This window comes from Streptomyces sp. NPDC058663 (genome assembly GCF_042716745.1).
Classification (GTDB): Bacteria; Actinomycetota; Actinomycetes; order Streptomycetales; family Streptomycetaceae; genus Streptomyces.
Genome location: NZ_JBHXRV010000073.1, coordinates 1 through 16,981 on the forward strand (window position 1 = coordinate 1; position 16,981 = coordinate 16,981).

General features: G+C 69.9%; 15 protein-coding genes and 1 pseudogene. 10 read left to right on the forward strand and 6 right to left on the reverse strand.

Annotated features, from left to right (window positions below; translation table 11 throughout):
• Positions 1 to 105 precede the first annotated feature (105 nt).
• Positions 106 to 669 carry a hypothetical protein gene (locus ACFWVV_RS35060; protein WP_384357765.1) on the reverse strand — a complete coding sequence of 188 codons (564 nt, stop codon included), beginning with the start codon at positions 667 to 669 and terminating at the stop codon, positions 106 to 108.
• Between the two features lie 59 nt (positions 670 to 728).
• On the reverse strand, positions 729 to 1,361 hold the full coding sequence (locus tag ACFWVV_RS35065) for an RNA polymerase sigma factor (RefSeq protein ID WP_384357763.1): 633 nt from the start codon (positions 1,359 to 1,361) through the stop codon (positions 729 to 731).
• A gap of 395 nt (positions 1,362 to 1,756) precedes the next feature.
• On the opposite strand from ACFWVV_RS35065, the gene ACFWVV_RS35070 reads away from it, so the two are divergent.
• From ACFWVV_RS35070 to ACFWVV_RS35080, 3 genes are all read left to right on the forward strand, one after another.
• Positions 1,757 to 1,993: a hypothetical protein gene (locus tag ACFWVV_RS35070; protein WP_384357761.1), complete on the forward strand. Its 237-nt coding sequence runs from the start codon at positions 1,757 to 1,759 to the stop codon at positions 1,991 to 1,993.
• 533 nt (positions 1,994 to 2,526) lie between these two features.
• Complete coding sequence (locus ACFWVV_RS35075; protein ID WP_384357759.1) at positions 2,527 to 3,999, forward strand: LacI family DNA-binding transcriptional regulator; 1,473 nt, start codon at positions 2,527 to 2,529, stop codon at positions 3,997 to 3,999.
• Between the two features lie 511 nt (positions 4,000 to 4,510).
• Entirely contained in the window at positions 4,511 to 4,837 is a 327-nt protein-coding gene (locus ACFWVV_RS35080; protein ID WP_384422895.1) for a substrate-binding domain-containing protein, read from the forward strand.
• 20 nt (positions 4,838 to 4,857) lie between these two features.
• On the opposite strand, the gene ACFWVV_RS35085 is transcribed toward ACFWVV_RS35080, so the two are convergent.
• Together ACFWVV_RS35085 and ACFWVV_RS35090 are read right to left on the reverse strand one after the other, a co-directional pair.
• On the reverse strand, positions 4,858 to 6,081 hold the full coding sequence (locus tag ACFWVV_RS35085; protein WP_384357755.1) for an MFS transporter: 1,224 nt from the start codon (positions 6,079 to 6,081) through the stop codon (positions 4,858 to 4,860).
• A gap of 219 nt (positions 6,082 to 6,300) precedes the next feature.
• Complete coding sequence (locus tag ACFWVV_RS35090; RefSeq protein ID WP_384357753.1) at positions 6,301 to 7,215, reverse strand: LysR family transcriptional regulator; 915 nt, start codon at positions 7,213 to 7,215, stop codon at positions 6,301 to 6,303.
• Positions 7,216 to 7,342: 127 nt separating this feature from the next.
• Between ACFWVV_RS35090 and ACFWVV_RS35095 the strand changes: the two genes are divergently transcribed.
• The 7 genes and pseudogenes from ACFWVV_RS35095 to ACFWVV_RS35125 all read left to right on the forward strand — a co-directional run bounded on the left by ACFWVV_RS35095 (position 7,343) and on the right by ACFWVV_RS35125 (position 14,467).
• Positions 7,343 to 8,341, forward strand: a complete 999-nt coding sequence (locus ACFWVV_RS35095) for a fumarylacetoacetate hydrolase family protein (protein ID WP_384357751.1) — start codon at positions 7,343 to 7,345, stop codon at positions 8,339 to 8,341.
• A complete protein-coding gene (locus tag ACFWVV_RS35100) occupies positions 8,338 to 9,294 on the forward strand; it encodes a cyclase family protein (protein ID WP_384357749.1) in 957 nt (318 codons plus the stop codon). The genes ACFWVV_RS35095 and ACFWVV_RS35100 overlap by 4 nt, the downstream gene beginning before the upstream one ends.
• Positions 9,295 to 9,389: 95 nt before the next feature.
• Positions 9,390 to 10,520, forward strand: a complete 1,131-nt coding sequence (locus ACFWVV_RS35105; RefSeq protein WP_384357747.1) for an FAD-dependent oxidoreductase — start codon at positions 9,390 to 9,392, stop codon at positions 10,518 to 10,520.
• Entirely contained in the window at positions 10,517 to 11,521 is a 1,005-nt protein-coding gene (locus tag ACFWVV_RS35110; RefSeq protein ID WP_384357745.1) for an amidohydrolase family protein, read from the forward strand. Before ACFWVV_RS35105 ends, ACFWVV_RS35110 begins: the two co-directional genes overlap by 4 nt.
• Positions 11,522 to 11,532: 11 nt before the next feature.
• On the forward strand, positions 11,533 to 12,474 hold the full coding sequence (locus ACFWVV_RS35115) for a VOC family protein (protein WP_384357743.1): 942 nt from the start codon (positions 11,533 to 11,535) through the stop codon (positions 12,472 to 12,474).
• A gap of 179 nt (positions 12,475 to 12,653) precedes the next feature.
• Positions 12,654 to 13,625, forward strand: coding sequence for a fumarylacetoacetate hydrolase family protein (locus ACFWVV_RS35120; protein ID WP_384357741.1), 972 nt, complete (start codon positions 12,654 to 12,656; stop codon positions 13,623 to 13,625).
• Positions 13,626 to 13,713: 88 nt separating this feature from the next.
• Positions 13,714 to 14,467, forward strand: a pseudogene (locus ACFWVV_RS35125) (CoA transferase subunit A).
• A 577-nt stretch (positions 14,468 to 15,044) separates the two neighbouring features.
• Here the strand turns inward: ACFWVV_RS35125 and ACFWVV_RS35130 are convergent.
• Together ACFWVV_RS35130 and ACFWVV_RS35135 are read right to left on the reverse strand one after the other, a co-directional pair.
• Positions 15,045 to 16,049, reverse strand: coding sequence for an NADP-dependent oxidoreductase (locus ACFWVV_RS35130; protein ID WP_384357739.1), 1,005 nt, complete (start codon positions 16,047 to 16,049; stop codon positions 15,045 to 15,047).
• A 222-nt stretch (positions 16,050 to 16,271) separates the two neighbouring features.
• On the reverse strand, positions 16,272 to 16,964 hold the full coding sequence (locus tag ACFWVV_RS35135) for an SDR family oxidoreductase (RefSeq protein ID WP_384357737.1): 693 nt from the start codon (positions 16,962 to 16,964) through the stop codon (positions 16,272 to 16,274).
• Between the last annotated feature and the right edge of the window lie 17 nt (positions 16,965 to 16,981).

Genomic DNA, 16,981 nt, shown 5'->3' on the forward strand with positions numbered 1-16,981 from the left:
AGGCGTGCACATCGACTTCCATGAGTTCGTCGCCATCGATCGCCAGGACGCGTCCCTGACCCTGCTCGTCGCCGCCGACGACTGACATCACGGACCTGGCGATCGTTATCCCTGGTCCGCCAGGCGGTCGAGTCCCAGGCTGTGGCAGGTGCGCTGCTTGTCTCCTGGGAAGACGGCGGCCTGCCCGTCGCTGAGCACGCATGCGGCAAGCGAGGGAGCCCTGCCTCGTCCTGGGGTCGCCGTCGGGATGACGATGGGCTGTCGCCAGCCTGAGGTGTCGACGTTGCCCGAGGGGCTGATCAGGCCTGCCTCCCACAGCCGTGCGCAGGTCTGTACCGCAACGGAGACCGCACGGCCGGGATCCTTGCGGGGCCCGCCCTCTTCCGGCATCGCCTCGGAGTGGGTCGCGGGGCCCTTGAGAGAAGCCGTGGGGAAGCATCGGACCGCGCCGGTCGCTTTTGCGGGCACGTCCATGAGTAGCTGCTGTCCGGCGACTGCACCGCCGCCCAGCGCGAGCAGCACGAGGGGTACGACGGCATGCCGGGTCCTGGTGCGCTGCCGGGCCGGCCGCTCCTGCGTCTGGATCTTCCTCATCAGTTGGTCCTCCAGGTGCAGTTGGTGTTCGGCTGGGAGCGCGGGCACGTGCAGTGCGGGGAGCAGTCGGGTCATGTCCGCGAGGTCGTCTTCCGTAAGGTTGGGGGCAGTCCCTCGTCGCCATGGGTGGAGGTTCATCGGTTTCGCCCTTCAGCCGGTCGGGCCGCGCCGATGCGGCCACCCCGTACTTGTCCGCCGGCGCCGGCCGGTTCCTTCTGGGTTCCTGAGAGTTCTTCCGCGGCCAGTTTCCGCAACCGGGTGCGGGCCCGGGACAGCCGGGAGCGGACGGTCCCGATAGGTACCCCGAGTGCTTCGGCAGCCTCGGCGTATCCCAGCCCCGACCACACGCACAGCGTGAACACCTCCCGCTCAGGACGCCGCAGCCGTGCCAGGCCACGTTGCGCCGCGGCCAGCTGATCGGCGTCGGACAGACGCTTGACCACCTCCTCCGCGAAGTCGGGTACGGGCTCGACAGCAGGAACCCTGGTCATGGCCGCCCGGTGCCGACGGGCTGCCCGGTTCGTGTTGCGCAGCACGTTCGTGGCGATGCCCATCAGCCAGGGCCGCACGCTCTCCCCCTCGTCACGCAGCCTGTCGCGCAGCCGCCACGCTTCGAGGAACGTCAGCGAGACGACGTCCTGGGCAGTGGCCCAGTCGCCGCAGAGGCGGACCGCGTGGCGGAACACCAGCGGAGAGTGCTCGCGAAAGGCTTCCCGGAACGCCTCGGGGTCACCGGCCCGGATACGGGCATGAACAGAAGAGGACATCACGTCATCAGTTGTCCGCACCCGACAACACAGTTCCAGTGACCCGAGTCACACTGCCGCTGCGCGCTGCACTTGAACCCACCCAACACCTCGCACAACCGCAAGAACCGCCCCGCAAGGGAAACAGGGGCACGAGAAGCCCGGACTTCACCGACCGCCGCACCGGCGAGCACGTCGACCTGCTGTTCGCCATCCGGGCCCGCCGCGTCTCCACGCACTACGATCATCCCGATGCTTTGCTGCACGGCCGGAGTCCCGGACGCTGACGTCCGCGGGAACATCACAAGTACGCGGAACGTCATGCGGCTGGGATGATCACTCGGCCTGAGGCACTACTGGCAGGAAAGGGCGCTGTGGCGGTCAGACTCGAGAGCGAGGGCCGCAGAGGTGGCGGGATGCCTTTGCTCCGCGCGTTTGTCAGGGAAGGCAGCACGGCGACCGAAGTCGTGCTGTATGCGCGCTTCTATAAGAAGGCGAGTCTGCCCTTTGCCACCGGCGCCGGAGCAGCGGATCGGTGCTTCACCATCGTCTGCAGCGCTGTAGGCACGTCGGCGGTGACATCGAAGGTGATCGCCCACGAGAGGGAGTCATCCTGCACAGTGGTCGCTGAGAAGGTCAGCGGCACGGAGTAGGCGTTTCTGCGTTCTTTCGGGGGTGTCGAGAGAAGTCGGGGGCCTGCCGCTCGTTCCGACGCGTATGCGCCCTGTCCGCCCGACGCGTATGCGCCCTGTCCGCGCGGCGGTCGGACCGAGACGCCGCTCGGGCTCTGGCGGACGCGGCTCGCCTGGATGCTCCCGCGTTGCTGACTCCGGAGCGCCGGGCCCGCGCGGCCACCGCGCGCCGCCTGTCGCCCGGAACGAGAAGCTGGAATCCCAGCCCCTTCAGCCCCTGACAGGGGCTGCCAACTCGGCCTCCAGCGCGTTCCGGACGCTCACCGGGGCGGACAGTTCGATCTGTCCTCCCACGCGGGGCATAACTCACGCCGATGTGAAGCACGCTTGACATAGATGTCCAGCCCAGGTGACACCGCCGCTGCGGGTGCGATACCTGCCAGGGCCGGAGGCATCCGGGTCAGCACAGTTCCCGGCCGCTGCTGCGCGCGCGCCCGTAGTACGCAAAGGTGGAACGACCACGAACCACGCCCGAGCACAGGAGAGTTGCTGACATGGGGAAGAAGCGCCGCACCCATCGGACCACCACGACCAAGCGCACGCGAGAAAGGGAACGGGCCCCGGCGCAGGCTCCACGCGCAGGCGCAACCACGGAAGTCGCCTCCGGTCCGCTGCCCGAACCGCGGGATGCGGCCCCTGAGGAGGACCTGGCACCCCCGGCCGGATTCTCCACCGGCGGGGCGGCAGTCCACCTCCAGTTTCCGCAACTGGCCCTTCCCAGCGTGCGCCTGGAGTTCGGGAACCTCTTCGCCGACGAACGGAAACGGCCCCTGAGGAACGTGTGGGGCTTCGCGGTGGAACTTCCCGCCGTACTGGACCTCCTGGCGGCGATCGGGGAGGGAAGCGTGGCGGCGCAGGACGCACACGCACTCCTCCTGGAGGCGGTCGGGCAGCTGTACGGGCCGTTCGGCTGCCTCCACTACGAAGACGAGACACAACTGCGGACCGCCTGCCGCACAGCGGGGCCCCGTCACGCCGGCGTGTCCACCGCCGCCGTGTCCAAGGTCATGCGCAACGCCTACGGAGCGAGCCCGGCGATGCAGGAGCGCGTCCGGGCCGCCATGGCCGAACTGGGCTACCGCCCCCACGCCGCCGCCCGCGGCATGCGAGGACGCCCATACACGATCGGGGTTCTGCTCGACAACGTCCGCAACGCCTTCTTCGCGGACATCCTCGACGGCATCCACGAAGAGGTGCGGGGCAGCGAGTACACCGTGCTGATCGGCGCGGCCGGGTTCGGCGCGGACGAACAGGCCCGGACCACCCGCGCGATGGTGGACCGTCAGATGGACGGCCTGATCCTCATCGCCCCGGGAACACCGCGCTCCGAGGTCCTCGCCACGGTGGCCGTGACGCCCACCGTGGTCATCGGCCACCACGACAATTCCGACACTCACGACTCCGTGGTCGACGCGGACGATATGGAGGCGGGACTGGTGGTGGACCATCTGGTCGCACTCGGCCACCAGGACATCGCCTTGGTCTCGGCTACCGGCAGCAAGACCGGCCGCTGGCAGCGGACTCCGGAGATCGCCCTCACCGACGGATACCTCACAGCCATGGAACGCCACGGACTGGCCGACCGGGCACACGTCCTTAACGCTGCCTACTCCGACGACGGCGGCCATCGCGCGGGTATGGCACTGCTGACCCGCGACAGACGCCCGACGGCGATCATGGCTGGCGCCGACGTCGCTGCCCTGGGCATCTACCGGGCGGCACGCGATCTGGGGCTGTCCATCCCCGCCGACGTCTCCCTGGTCGGCTACAACAACACCGCGCTTGCCTCGCTCGCCCCCGTCCAACTCACCAGCGTCGATCAGGCCGGACACACCATGGGCTCGGCTGCCGCGAGAATGCTGATCGAACGCGTCGAAGGACGGCGCGACCGGGCCATGCAGACCACCATGACCCCACGCCTGGTAATCCGGCGCAGCACCGCCGCGCCCGGCGGCCAGCGGCCGTAGGCAGGCGGAGTGCGCTCTTCGCGGCGTGTCGGGATCAAGGAAGTCGCCCGGACCGCCGGAGTGGAGCGGGCGGCGGGGGAATCCGGGCTGGGTGTGCTCGTGCTCGGGGGTGACCGCGGGAGGGGACGAGCGGGCCACGCTGCGGCATGGCTCGCCTCGCATCAGGTACGTGACGGCATCCTCGCTGCCCGAGCTGGAGCAGAACGGACGAGGGCAGCCTGTGTGGAGTGGGGGATGACCTGCGTCGTCGCCGGCCCGGATCTGACGCCTCGGGAGGCGTGTTCCGGCACTGCCGACGACCGTGCCGGCGGCAGGGCCGCAGCGGCCCATCCGGTCGGCCGGGGCCATCGCCCGGTCGTCCTCGTCAGCATCCTTGGAACCGGCCCCGTGATGCACCGCAGACGCCAGGGGGTGCTGGAGGGGCTGGAGGAATCCGGCGGCAAAACCGTCCGCATCAGGGAGTCGGCGGCGCAGAGCGACCGTGTGGGCGCCGGGCGGGATGCCGGGCGGGATGCCGGGCAGCGACTCCTCGGGCCGGCTCCGCGGCCGACCGGCGTGGTCTGGGTCCACGACCTTCCGGCCCTCGGCCTCATGCGGGCTCTACAAGGCGGGTGTACGCGTTCCGCACGACGTCGCGATGGTGGGGTACGAGGATCTAGTGTTCGCCGAAGCCGCAATGGTGCCGTTGACATCGGCGCGCTGGCCCGCACACGCGCTGGGCATGCGTGGGGGCCGTCTGCTCATCGAGCACACGGCCCAGGAAGCGCATGAACACGTTCATGAGGTGCTGACGCCAGAACTCGTCGTGCGCAGGTCCACCCTCAGCGTGGCCGGGTAGCCGCTCGGCCCTCCCACCGCTTACACCTTCTCGGACGAGTGGGCCTGAGCGGGGCGGCGAGCTGCCAGGGGAAGTCCGGCGGCCAGAAGGGCGGTCGTCACGCCGAGCAGGGCTACGGCAGAGGCGAGACTGCCCGCAGGCTCCTTGCCCGCGAGCAGCACCAGGGGGCAGAGGAACTGACCGAGGAAGAAGGCCGCGGTCCACAGGCCCATGCCGCGACCCCGGTCGGCGAACTCCAGGAGGGACATGGCCCTCGTCACCAGGGACGGCAGCATCAGGCCGGTTCCTACGCAGTTGACGACGGCGCCGACGATCAGGAGGGGGAGGCTGTCGGCGACGCCCATCATCAGATAGCCGACGGCACACAGCCCCAGCAGCAGTGGGAGGCGGTGGCGGCGGTCCGGGGAGAGACGAGTGAAGAGGACGGAGCCCAGGACGGTGGCGGCGCTGGCCACCGCCGTGACGGCGCCGATGGTGCTCGTGGAGTCGGTGCCCAGGTCGTCCAGGAGGTAGGCCATCTCGACGGGGACGGTGTAGAAGACGACGGCGCCGAAGACGGTGAGGAGGCAGATTCCCGCCATGCGGCGGACGGGGAACGGACGCCGGAAGGCCTGTGCTTCAGTCCCGGCGTCGAGCTTGGGCGGGAGGGATGCAGGAAGGACGCGGGCCATGACGGGTGCCAGCAGCAGACCCGCGGCGTAGAGCCAGAACGGGGCCCGCCAGTCAGCGGCTCCGAGCACCCCTCCGAGAACGAAGAAGACGGTGGCGGACGCCGAGGCGCACATGGTCTGCAGGGCGAGGTAGCGGTTGCGCAGTTCGCCGCTGTAGTAGTCGCCGATGAGGGTGGTACAGGCGGTCATGATCGCCGCTTCCGTCACGCCCACGAGAATGCGGCTCACCAGAATGGCGTGGAGGGAATCCAGCCACAGGGGCGCCATCCCGAAGAGGGCGTAGAGGGCGGTGGCAGCCACGAGCAGGCGCTTGCGGCCGAGCCGGTCGACGATCACGCCGGCGAAGGGGGCGAGCAGAGCGAGGGCGAGGGCGGGGACGGTGAGGACGAGAGGGACCAGCGCCACGCTTCCCGGCACGCCGTCGAAGTGGCTCTGCATGCGGGGAAGTACAGGGGCAAGGAGTACCGCCCCGAGAACGGGCAGGCAACTGCCTGCCATGAGTACCGCGGCGGGGAGGCGTCCGCCTGGTGCGGTGTTGTGGTCACGGCGCGGCGGGGCGAGGGGTGCGGGCATCACGGCGCTCCAGGGCGGGAGAGGGCGGAGGTCGCGCCCGGCGGGACGGCGCATCTGGGCGGGGGCCGGGGCGGGATGCCCTCGACTATGCGTGCCGGTGGGGGTGATGCCCACCCCCTGTGCCATCCAGCTTGGTAATGGGCTCGATTCGCCGGGTGGATGCGGCCCCTGGGGTCCTTTGGCTGCTCGGTACCGATCGCCCCTGGGTGCGTGGAGGCGTCAGGTGTGCATGTCGGCGACGCGGCGGCCCGCCCTGGCCGCGGTTTCCCTGAGCCAAATGTGGGCGGCGTCGTGGGTATGGACCGGGTGCCACCACAGGGCCTCGCGCAGCGGGACGGCCTCGTAGGGCGGGTCGAGGACGCGTACGGCGGCGATCGGGGCGAGGAGACGGGCGAGGCGGGCCTGAATGAGTGCGATCCGGCGGGTGCCGGCGACGAGGGCCGGCAGGGCGTGGAAACTGTCGACGGACACCTCGACGCGCGGTTCGATGCCGAGCATGCTCAACTGCCGTACGGCTGGGGCGTCGTAGGTGCGCTGGTAGGTGACCCAGGGGAGCCTGGCGAGGTCCTGGCGGGTCAGGCGGTCCTCGATGCTGGGATGGTCGTCGGCGACGACGAAGACCCAGCGGTCGTCGTAGAGGTCGGTGGCGGGGAAGTCGCTGATGACGCCGTGCGGCATGAGGAGTCCGTCGGTGGCGCTCAGAAGACTCGCGGTGTCGTCGACGACGGTGATGGGAGTGCGGGTGAAGCGCAGGCGGATGCCCGGGGCCTCCTCGTGGACGAGGCGGGCGAGTTCGACGCCGAAGACGTCGACGGCGTAGTCGGAGGCATGGAGGCGGAACTCGCGGGTCTCGGTGGCCGGATCGAAGGCCGCCTGGCTGGTGAAGAGGCGCTCCAGGACGTCGTAGGCGGTGGCGGTGCGGTCCAGGAGCACCTGGCCCAGTGCGGTGAGTTCGTACTGGCTGCCCACCCGGGAGAGGAGTTCGTCGCCGAAGTGCCGGCGCAGGCGGGCCAGTGCGGCGCTCATGGCGGGCTGACTGAGGCCGACGCGCTGGCCCGCCCTGGTGACGTTGCGCTCCTCGAGAAGGGCGCGGAGGGCCACGACGAGGTTGAGGTCGAGACGGGCCAGGTTCACGATGCGGAGCCCTTCTGGGAACAACACAGCACGGGGTATTTGTCTCACCGATGGCAGGGATCCAAAGAATCGATTTCCCTGATCAATCGATGCGGGTCCAGATTAGTCCCATCGCAATCAGGAGGACATGTCGGTGAAACCTGTATCCGCTTCCGCTCTCTTCGCCGGGCCTTTCGCCCTGGCCACTCTCTCTGCCGCCGAAGGCCCGGCCTTCCCTGCTCTGGTGACCTCCGACGGACAGGTCCTGGACCTGCGGGCGGCACTGACCGAGCCGGCGCTGGCCATGCGGAACCTGTTGGAGCGGTGGCCCGCCGTTCTCCCCCGGTTGCGGGAACTGGCGGCCTCCGAGGGGTTCGACCGGCGTCCGCTGGCGGACTTCCGTGTCCACGCCCCGGTCGAACCGCGGCAGGTCTTCCAGTCGGGCGCCAACTACCGGCAGCACGTCATCGACCTGCACGTCGCCCACCGGGCGCCGGGGGACGAGCGCTCCGAGGAGGTCCGGCGGGCCGAGGCGGCCGAGGTCATGGACCGGCGTGCGGCCGAGGACCTGCCCTACGTGTTCATCGGTCTGCCCAGCGCCGTCACCGGCCCCTACGACGACGTCACTCTTCCCGCGTGGGCGGCGAAGCCGGACTGGGAGCTGGAACTCGTCGCCGTGATCGGCCGGCCCGCCCACCAGGTGTCTGTCGAAGAGGCTCTCGAGTACGTGGCGGGCTACACAATCGCCAACGACCTGACCGACCGGGCGACGGTGTTCCGCAGGGACATGCCGCAAATCGGCACGGACTGGCTCCGCAGCAAGAACGCACCCGGCTTCACGCCGCTCGGCCCGTGGATCGTGCCGGCCGAATCCGTCGGTGATACCGACGACCTGCAGTTGACCCTGAAGCTGAACGGCGAGGTCATGCAGGACGAGTCCACCAAGGACATGATCTTCGACGTCGCGCGCATGGTGTCGTACGCCTCCCACAGCGCACGGCTGCTGCCCGGTGACCTGGTGCTGACCGGCTCCCCCGCGGGCAACGGCATGCACTGGGGCCGGCTGCTGCGCGACGGCGACGTCATGGAATCCACCATCACGGGCCTGGGCTCCCAGCGCACCCGATGTGTCGCGGAGGAAGCATGAACCGCACCGACCCCGAGGGCGCCATAGCCCGTGCCGCCAAGGAGTGGTCCAACTGGGGCCGTTGGGGCGAGGACGACTGCCTGGGCACCGTGAACTTCCTCGACGAGTCCAAGCGCCGGGAAGGCGCCGCACTCGTGCGGCGCGGCGCCAGCTTCTCCCTGTCCCAGCGTTTCGACATCAACGGCCCGCAAAAGGGCTGGCGGCGCCGGACCAACCCGGTCCACACCATGCTCGACACCGGCACGGACGCCGCCCTGGGCAACCAAGGACTCCCTCACGGCATCGGCGGCGCCGACGACGTGATCGCCATGCCACTCCAGTGCTCGACCCAATGGGATGGCCTGGGCCACATCTTCGACCACGGCAAAGCATGGAACGGACGTCCCGCCGAGCAGGTCGTCACCTCCGACGGCGACCAGGTCACCGGCATCGAGCACATGGCCCCGCACATCGCCGGACGCGCTGTCCTCCTCGACATCGGGCGGACGGCCGGAGTAGGCGGTGAACTGGCGGACGGGTTCGCGATCACCGAGGAGCATCTGACGGCCGCCGCCGCGGCCCACGGGGTCACGGTCGGCCGCGGTGACATCGTGCTGGTGCGCACCGGTCAGCTGGCCCGCGTCCGCCGTGACGGGTGGGGGGACTACGCCGGAGGCGCGGCCCCGGGCCTGTCGTTCACCACGGCGTCCTGGCTGCACAGCAGCGAGATCGCCGCGATCGCGACCGACACCTGGGGCTTCGAAGTACGGCCCAACGAGTTCGACCACGCCTTCCAGCCCCTGCACCAGGTCGTCATCCCGCACATCGGTCTGACGGTCGGCGAGATGTGGGACCTGGAGGCTCTCGCCGAGGACTGCGCCGCCGACGGCGTCTACGAGTTCTGGCTGACCGCGGCCCCCCTGCCCATCACCGGCGCCGTCGGCTCCCCCGTCAATCCCGTCGCCGTCAAATAAGTCCGGGCCGACGACACCCCGGCACGTACGTCCTGGGCCGACAGCCCGGCACACCAAGTCCGGGGCCACCAGCCCGAGGAACAAGGGAGTTCCCCATGAGCACACCCCGCACAGTCCTGGTCATCGGCGGCGGAGCGGCCGGTAACGCCGCCACGATCCTGCTGCGGCGCGCCGGTATCGACGTCGACCTCATCGAGGCGAAGGACGACTGGAACGCCACCGCCGGGTCCGGCATCACGCTGCAGGGCAACGCACTGCGCGTGCTGCGCGAACTCGGCGTCTGGGAACAGGTCAAGGCCTTCGGGTTCCCTTTCGGGTCCGTCGGCATCACCGCGCCCGACGGCACTGTCCTGCACGTCCAGCGGGACCTGCGCACCGGTGGCGACGACCTGCCCGCCACCGTCGGCATGGAGCGGCCACGACTCCAGCAGATTCTGATCGACGCCGTCCGGGCCAGCGGCGCGAACGTCCGCCTGGGCACCACCGCCGAGATCCTGGACCAGGACGCCACCGGTGTCTCGGTCCGGTTCAGCGACGGCAGCAGGCACCGTTACGACCTGGTCGTCGCCGCGGACGGACTGAGCTCGGCCACCCGCGCGCAGATAGGTATCGCGGACAGGCCCGAGCCGACAGGTATGGCCATCTGGCGCGTCGCCGCCCCGCGACCCGTCGGGGTCAAGCACACCAACCTTGCCTACGGCGGCTCGGCGTTCATCGCCGGCTACTGCCCCACCAGCGACACGACGCTCTACGCCTATGTCGTCGAGAAGAACCGCGACCGCTCTTCCATCCCCCGCGAGTCCTACGCCCAGGAAATGGTCCGTCTCGCCTCGGCCTACGGCGGCGCGTGGCCGGAGATCACCGCGACCATCACCGACCCGTCGAAGGTCAACTACACGTGGTTCGACCGGCTGCTCGTCGAAGGATCCTGGCACCGCGGCCGGGTCGTGCTCGTCGGGGACGCCGCGCACTGCTGCCCGCCCACGATGGCGCAAGGCGCGGCGCTTTCCCTGGAGGACTCCTGGGTCCTCGCCCACATGCTCACCGCTACGGACATCTGGGACGACCAGCTGCTCCAGGCCTACTACGAGCGCCGTATCGCACGGGTCCGCCCGGTCGTGGCGGGCTCGGTCCAGATCGGCCAGTGGCAGCTCGACGGCGTCCGCGACGCCGATGTCCCCGGGCTGATGGCCTGCACCATGACCATGCTCAAGGAGCTGCCGTGACCGCGCCGACCGTGGATGTCCACGCCCATGTTCTGCTGCCGCAGATCGACGCGCTCGTCTCGGGCCTTCCCGGACATGCCGAGGCCAAGGAGCTCGACGCCCGCCGCAACGGTCCCGACGCCCTAGCGGTCAGCGGCCCCATGGTCCGCGACCGCATCCCCGCCCTCACCGACCCGACGGTCAGGCTCGCCCGGATGGACGCCCAGGACATCGACGTGCAGCTCGTCAGCCCCTCGCCGTCGCACTACCACTACTGGGCCGACGAGGACACGGCAGAGAAAATCTACCGCCTGGCCAACGAGGCAGTCGCCACGCACTGCGCGGCCGCGCCGGACCGCATGCACGGTCTGGGACTGGTCCCGCTACAGCACCCTGAGCAGACCGTCACGGCCTTGGAGCACGCCTTGGAGCTGGGGCTGGCGGGGGTGGAGATCTCCAGTCACGCACCCGGCCGGGAACTGTCCGACCCGGCCTACGAACCGCTGTGGGCGCGGGCCGAGGAGACGGGGGCGGTCGTGTTCCTGCATCCCTTCGGCTGCACCCTCGACGAGCGCCTCGACCGGTGGTACCTGTCCAACACTGTGGGCCAGCCCACCGAGAACGCCGTCGCCCTCTCCCATCTGATCTTCTCCGGCGTCCTCGACCGCCACCCCGGGCTGAAGATCGTCGCGGCCCACGGCGGCGGCTACCTGCCCACCCACATCGGGCGCAGCGACCATGCCTGGCGGGCCAGGACCGATGCGTCGGCCGGATGCGCCCAGCTGCCCAGCAGTTACCTGCGGCGCATTTACTTCGACTCGCTCGTCCACGACCGGGCCGTACTGCGGGCACTGGTGGAAGCCGCCGGTGCGGACCGGGTCCTGCTGGGCTCGGACTTCCCCTTCGACATGGGGTCCGACGACCCCGTCGGCGCGCTGCGGGCGGCAGACCTGTCCGAGGCCGACTTCCACGCCGTGCGCGGCGCGAACGCCGCTGCCCTGCTGAACCTCTCCCCCGCCTGAGGAGGCACCCGATGAACAGCAACCGCCTGCTCACCCACCTGCGGCACGTCGACCTCGCCGTGCCCGACTACGATAAGCAGCGCGACTTCTACTCCGGCGTGTGGGGCCTGGACAAGGTCGCCGAGGACTCCGGCATTTCCTTCCTCGCCGCCGAAGGAAGCCCGGAACAGTACGTCGTCCGGCTTCGCAAGGCCGACGAGAAGCGCCTCGACCTGGTCTCCTACGGGGCCGCGACTCCGGCCGACGTGGACACGCTCGCCGAACAACTCCTCGCCGGGGGCGTGCAGTTGGTATCGCAGCCCGGCATCGTCGACACCCCCGGTGGCGGCTACGGATTCCGGTTCTTCGACGTCGACGGCCGCACCATCGAGGTCTCCGCCGACGTCCAGGTCCGTAAGCACCGCAAGATCGAGGAAAAGGAGGCGATCCCGGTCAAGCTCTCCCACGTCGTACTGAACTCGCCCGACCTGGAGCGCACCCGCGCCTGGTACGAGCAGCACCTCGGCTTCCGGCTCTCCGACACCCTCAGCTCGCCCCACATGGGCGAGGTCATGCACTTCATGCGGATCAGCAGCCAGCACCACTCCATGGCCCTCGCCAAGGGCCCGCACACCTCCCTGCACCACGTGTCCTTCGAGATGCGCGGCATCGACGAGTACATGCGCGGCTCGGGACGGGTCCTGCGGGCCGGCCACCGGAAGCTCTGGGGCCCGGGCCGGCACATGGCCGGCGACAACACCTTCACCTACTTCCTCGACCCGCACGGCAACACCGTCGAATACACCACCGAGTTGGAGAACCTCGACGAGGACACCTGGCACCCCCACGTCTACGACTTCTCCCAGCCCGAGGTCACCGACCAGTGGGGCACCGCCAACGCCATGAACGAGCTGATCGCCAAGGAGTCGTTCAACGACCCCGACCGCGGCGTGTTCGTCGCACCGCCGGTCTGACCCCGGCCGCCCGAATCCCCGGGGACGCGGCGGGCCCTGTCCCGCCCTGACTGCCGCCGCGTTCCCGGCCCCGGTCACGGGACCGGAGCCGTCCGAAGAAGGCCGGCAACAGGTCATCTCATCGCACCGTCGCGAACGGCCCGGTCCCGTGTCCCCCTCTTCTCCACCTGGGAGCCGCCATGCGCTTCGCCGCTTTCGAATACCGGCACCGGAACCGTGTCGCCGTCGTCGAGGACGACGGCACACTGTTCCCCCTGCCGGGAGTCACCTCGCTCACGGACCTGATCCGCTACACCGACGGCCTCCCGGGCCTTCTCGCCGCCGGAGCCGCGGCCCTCGATGTCCCGCCCGGACCGCACGTCTCCGAGGTCCGGCTGCTCTCGCCCCTCCAGCCGTCCTCTGTAAGGGACTTCGTCACCTTCGAGGAACACGTCGAGGGCGTACGCCGCTCCGTCAGCGGGGAAGCCGGAGTGCCCGAGCAGTGGTACGAGGCGCCCACCTTCTACTTCGCCAACGCCCACGCGGTCTTCGGCCCCCACGACGACATCCCGATGCCCCCCGGCTCGTCCGTACTCGACTTCGAGCTGGAGGTGGCAGCCGTCATCGGCCGGGAAGGCCGCGATCTCACCCCTGAGCAGGCACGGGAGCACATCGTCGGCTACACGGTGTTCAACGACTGGTCCGCCCGGGACCTGCAGTCCGCAGAGATGCGGGTCGGGCTCGGCCCGTGCAAGGGCAAGGACAGCGCCACCACTCTGGGCCCGTACCTGGTGACCGCCGACGAGCTGGAGCCCTACCGCGACGGCGAGGGTTTCCTCCGTCTGGCCCTGACTGCCGAGGTCAACGGCGAGAAGGTCGGCAGTGACCTGCTGTCCCACATGAGCTGGACCTTCGAGGAGATGACGGCCTATGCCTCACGGGGCACCCGGATCGTCTCCGGCGACGTCCTGGGATCCGGCACCTGCGGCAACGGCGGCTGTCTCGCCGAGCTGTGGGGCCGCTCCGGCGAACAGGTCCCACCACCGCTGAAGCCCGGCGACACGGTCACCCTGACGGTGGAGGGGATCGGGTCCCTCACCAACCGTGTCGTGCCCGGTGCCACGCCGGTCGAGCTGCCCAAGGGGCGGCGTCGCAGCCGGGAGCGGCCGTGAGCGGCGGACGTCTCGCAGGGAAGACCGTCGTCGTCACGGGGCGTAGGCCCAGCCGCACCGCCCGCTCATCCGAAAGGACTCCACCACCGTGGACAAGGTCACTGAACCCGCGGATGCCGTCGCCGACATCTCCGACGGCGTATCTCTCGCCGTCGGAGGGTTCGGACTCAGCGGCATCCCCGAGACATTGATCCGGGCCCTGCACGCGCAGGGCGCGACCGGCCTGCGGGTCGTCTCCAACAACTGCGGTATCGACGATCGAGGCCTCGGTGTGCTGCTGGCCGCCGGACGCATCACCCGGGTCACCGGCTCCTACGTCGGCGAGAACAAGGAGTTCGCCCGCCAGTACCTCAGCGGTGAACTCGAGGTGGAACTCGTCCCGCAGGGAACCCTGGCGGAACGGCTGCGGGCCGGGCGGCTGCGGCATTCCCGCCTTCTACACCCCCGCCGGTGTCGGCACCCAGGTCGCCGACGGCGGACTGCCCTGGCGCTACGCGCCCGACGGCGGTGTCGCCCTCAGCTCCCCGGCCAAGGAGACCCGCTCGTACGGCGGCCGGCCCCACGTCCTGGAGCACGGCATCACCACCGACTTCGCACTCGTACGCGCCTGGCGCGGCGACCGGCACGGCAACCTCGTCTTTCGCCGCGCGTCCGCCAATTTCAATCCGCTCGCCGCCATGGCCGGGCGGATCACGATCGCCGAGGTCGAAGAGCTGGTCGAACCGGGCGTCCTCGCCCCCGACCACGTGCACCTGCCGGGTGTCTTCGTACAGCGCGTGGTGCCTCTCACTCCCGCGCAGGCGGCCGACAAACAGATCGAGAAGAGGACGGTGAGCGGCTGATGGCCTGGAACCGCAACCAGATGGCCGCCCGGGACCGCCGAAGCCCACATCCCGCGGGCGACCAAGAACCTCCACGACGGCCGCTCCCGGGCCGACCGGGCCCGCAGCCGACAAGTACCGCTACCAGGCCACCCAGACCCGCTCCCACGCACTCGCCGCCCCATCCGCCAAGGTGTCCCAGATCGCCTCGGAGCAGAGAGCGGGCGCACCATCGACAACGAAGGCGACCCCGCGGACGGACCCGTCCTCTACGACCTCAGTACCGCTGCCGGCGCCGCAAAGGGCGCAGCCAAAGCCAGCGCCGCCAACCCCGACAGCATCAAGCTCGCCGAACCGGGCCACCGAACTGGAGAACGCAGCCCGCACCAACCTCAACGAGTGCTGGCACCTCAACAAGGAACTGGGCGCCCCGGAACCGTTCACGCCCATCACCCTGATCAAGGAATGACACCACTCCCCTGCCGAGCCCGGCGTGGCCCTCGAGGACTGCCAGGTGTGGGGAAAAGGAGCGTGGGGCGGGTTCTTCTCGCTGTGGCGGGCGGCGTTCTCGGCGTCCGGCAGTGCCGTTGCCCTGGGTTCACGTCATGGAGACGACGACCTTGCCGGCCTTCGCTCGGCCCTTTTCGACGTACTCCATGGCCTGGAGGGTTTCGTCGAAGGGGAAGACCCGGTCGACGACGGGGCGGATCTTCCCGGCGTCGATGAGGGGGGTGAGTTCGCGCAGCTGGTCGCCGCTGGCCTTCATGAACAGGAAGGAGTACGTGACACCGAGACGCTTGGCCTGGCGCCGGGTCTTGGCGCTGAGCGCGGCGATGCCCAGGCGGAGCACCAGGTTCGAGCCGAGTTCGCGGGCGGTGGCCGGGTCGGGCGGGCCCGCGACGGAGACGGCCAGGCCGCCGGGCTTGAGGACGCGCAGGGACTTGGCGAGGTTCTCGCCGCCGAGGGAGTCCAGGACGAGGTCGTAGCCGGTGAGGAGTTCGGAGAAGTCCTGGGTGCGGTAGTCGATGACCTCGTCCGCGCCGAGGTCCTTGACGAGGTCGACCTTGGCGGTGCTCGCAGTGGCGGCGACGTGCGCGCCCAGTGCCTTGGCCAGTTGGATGGTGAGGGATCCCAGGCCGCCGGCGCCCGCGTGGATGAGGACCTTCTGGCCCGGCTGGACGTTCGCCCGCTCGACCAGGGCCTGCCAGGCGGTCAGCGCGACCAGGGGGAGGGAGGCGGCCTCGGTCATGGTGAGCGTGGCGGGCTTGGCCGCCAGGTCGTCCTGGTGGACGGCGAGGAGTTCGGCGAAGGTGCCGATGCGGTCCTTGTCGGGCCGCGCCCAGACCTCGTCGCCCACGGCGAAGCGGGTGACGGACGATCCGACGCGGACGACGGTCCCTGCGAAGTCGTTGCCCAGGACGAGCGGAAGACGGTAGGGCAGGATCTGCTTGAGGTCACCGTTGCGGATCTTCATGTCCAGTGGGTTGACACTCGCCGCGTGGATCTTGACCAGGACGTCATCGGCGCCCACCTGGGGGTCGGGGATCTCGGCGGCGCGCATGGTGGACGCGTCGCCGTACTTCTCGACCGTGAAGGCCTTCATCGTCATCTCCGTTCGTGTGGTCTCCCGTCCAAGCGGGAGGGGTGTTCTTTCTGTGAGGGGTTTGTCTCATTGCGAGACGATTTGTGGTGTCGTCGGGTCCGCGCGCTCCGCGTCGGTGCGGCAGTGGTCAGCGCTTGCGCGGAGAGCTCTGCGTCGACCGTGTTTTTTCCGGCCTCGGGCCACGGGCACGACCGGGGCGATGACGCTGCTCGCGTCGAAGCGTCAGCCCGCGTTCGGCTGGGGCGCGGCGGACAGGCTCTGCTTGACGTACCGGCTGGTCTCGTCGGCGAGGATCTCGGGGAGGCCGGTCTCGATGCCGTCCAGGGCCTGGGCTGCGACGTCGGCGGCGGCGACCTTCTGGTCGGCGGGCACTGCGGCGGCCATGTCGGTGTCCATGTAGCCGACATGCAGTGCCGAGACGGTGATCCCGCGCGGTGCCAGCTCCTCACGGGTCGCGTCGCTCAGCGCCCAGGCGGCGGCCTTGGAGGCCGCGTAGGAGCCGAGGCCTGCCGGGTGGAACCAGGACAGGGCGGACAGGACGTTGAGCACGGCGCCGCCGCCGTTGCGTTCGATGACGGGAGCGAAGGTTCGGGTCGCGGCGAGCAGGCCGAAGAAGTTGGTCTCCATCTCCCGGCGCACCTCAGCCATGTCGCCGCCGACCAGCGTCGCACCGGTGGAAATTCCCGCGTTGTTGATCAGCAGCGTCGCGTCGGACGCCACACGGGCGGCCTCCCGTATCGACTCCGGGTCCGTGACGTCCAGGCGCAGCGCGGTGACGCCCGGCAGGTCGACCGCCTCGGGGCGGCGGGCCGCCGCGTAGACCTTCGCGCCGCGCTCGACGAGCTGGGCTGCGAGGTGCCGCCCGAGCCCTCGGTTGGCGCCGGTGACGACCGCGACCGTGTTCTTCAGTTCCATGCTCGCTCCTTGTCCTG

What these genes read in the sequence shown, in the direction of transcription:
- ACFWVV_RS35060 (WP_384357765.1), bottom strand. Translation starts at nt 669, where the DNA reads ATGACCCGACTGCTCCCCGCACTGCACGTGCCCGCGCTCCCAGCCGAA.
- ACFWVV_RS35065 (WP_384357763.1), bottom strand. Translation starts at nt 1,361, where the DNA reads ATGTCCTCTTCTGTTCATGCCCGTATCCGGGCCGGTGACCCCGAGGCG.
- ACFWVV_RS35070 (WP_384357761.1), top strand. Translation starts at nt 1,757, where the DNA reads ATGCCTTTGCTCCGCGCGTTTGTCAGGGAAGGCAGCACGGCGACCGAA.
- ACFWVV_RS35075 (WP_384357759.1), top strand. Translation starts at nt 2,527, where the DNA reads ATGGGGAAGAAGCGCCGCACCCATCGGACCACCACGACCAAGCGCACG.
- ACFWVV_RS35080 (WP_384422895.1), top strand. Translation starts at nt 4,511, where the DNA reads ATGCCGGGCAGCGACTCCTCGGGCCGGCTCCGCGGCCGACCGGCGTGG.
- ACFWVV_RS35085 (WP_384357755.1), bottom strand. Translation starts at nt 6,081, where the DNA reads ATGCCCGCACCCCTCGCCCCGCCGCGCCGTGACCACAACACCGCACCA.
- ACFWVV_RS35095 (WP_384357751.1), top strand. Translation starts at nt 7,343, where the DNA reads ATGTCGGTGAAACCTGTATCCGCTTCCGCTCTCTTCGCCGGGCCTTTC.
- ACFWVV_RS35100 (WP_384357749.1), top strand. Translation starts at nt 8,338, where the DNA reads ATGAACCGCACCGACCCCGAGGGCGCCATAGCCCGTGCCGCCAAGGAG.
- ACFWVV_RS35105 (WP_384357747.1), top strand. Translation starts at nt 9,390, where the DNA reads ATGAGCACACCCCGCACAGTCCTGGTCATCGGCGGCGGAGCGGCCGGT.
- ACFWVV_RS35115 (WP_384357743.1), top strand. Translation starts at nt 11,533, where the DNA reads ATGAACAGCAACCGCCTGCTCACCCACCTGCGGCACGTCGACCTCGCC.
- ACFWVV_RS35120 (WP_384357741.1), top strand. Translation starts at nt 12,654, where the DNA reads ATGCGCTTCGCCGCTTTCGAATACCGGCACCGGAACCGTGTCGCCGTC.
- ACFWVV_RS35130 (WP_384357739.1), bottom strand. Translation starts at nt 16,049, where the DNA reads ATGAAGGCCTTCACGGTCGAGAAGTACGGCGACGCGTCCACCATGCGC.
- ACFWVV_RS35135 (WP_384357737.1), bottom strand. Translation starts at nt 16,964, where the DNA reads ATGGAACTGAAGAACACGGTCGCGGTCGTCACCGGCGCCAACCGAGGG.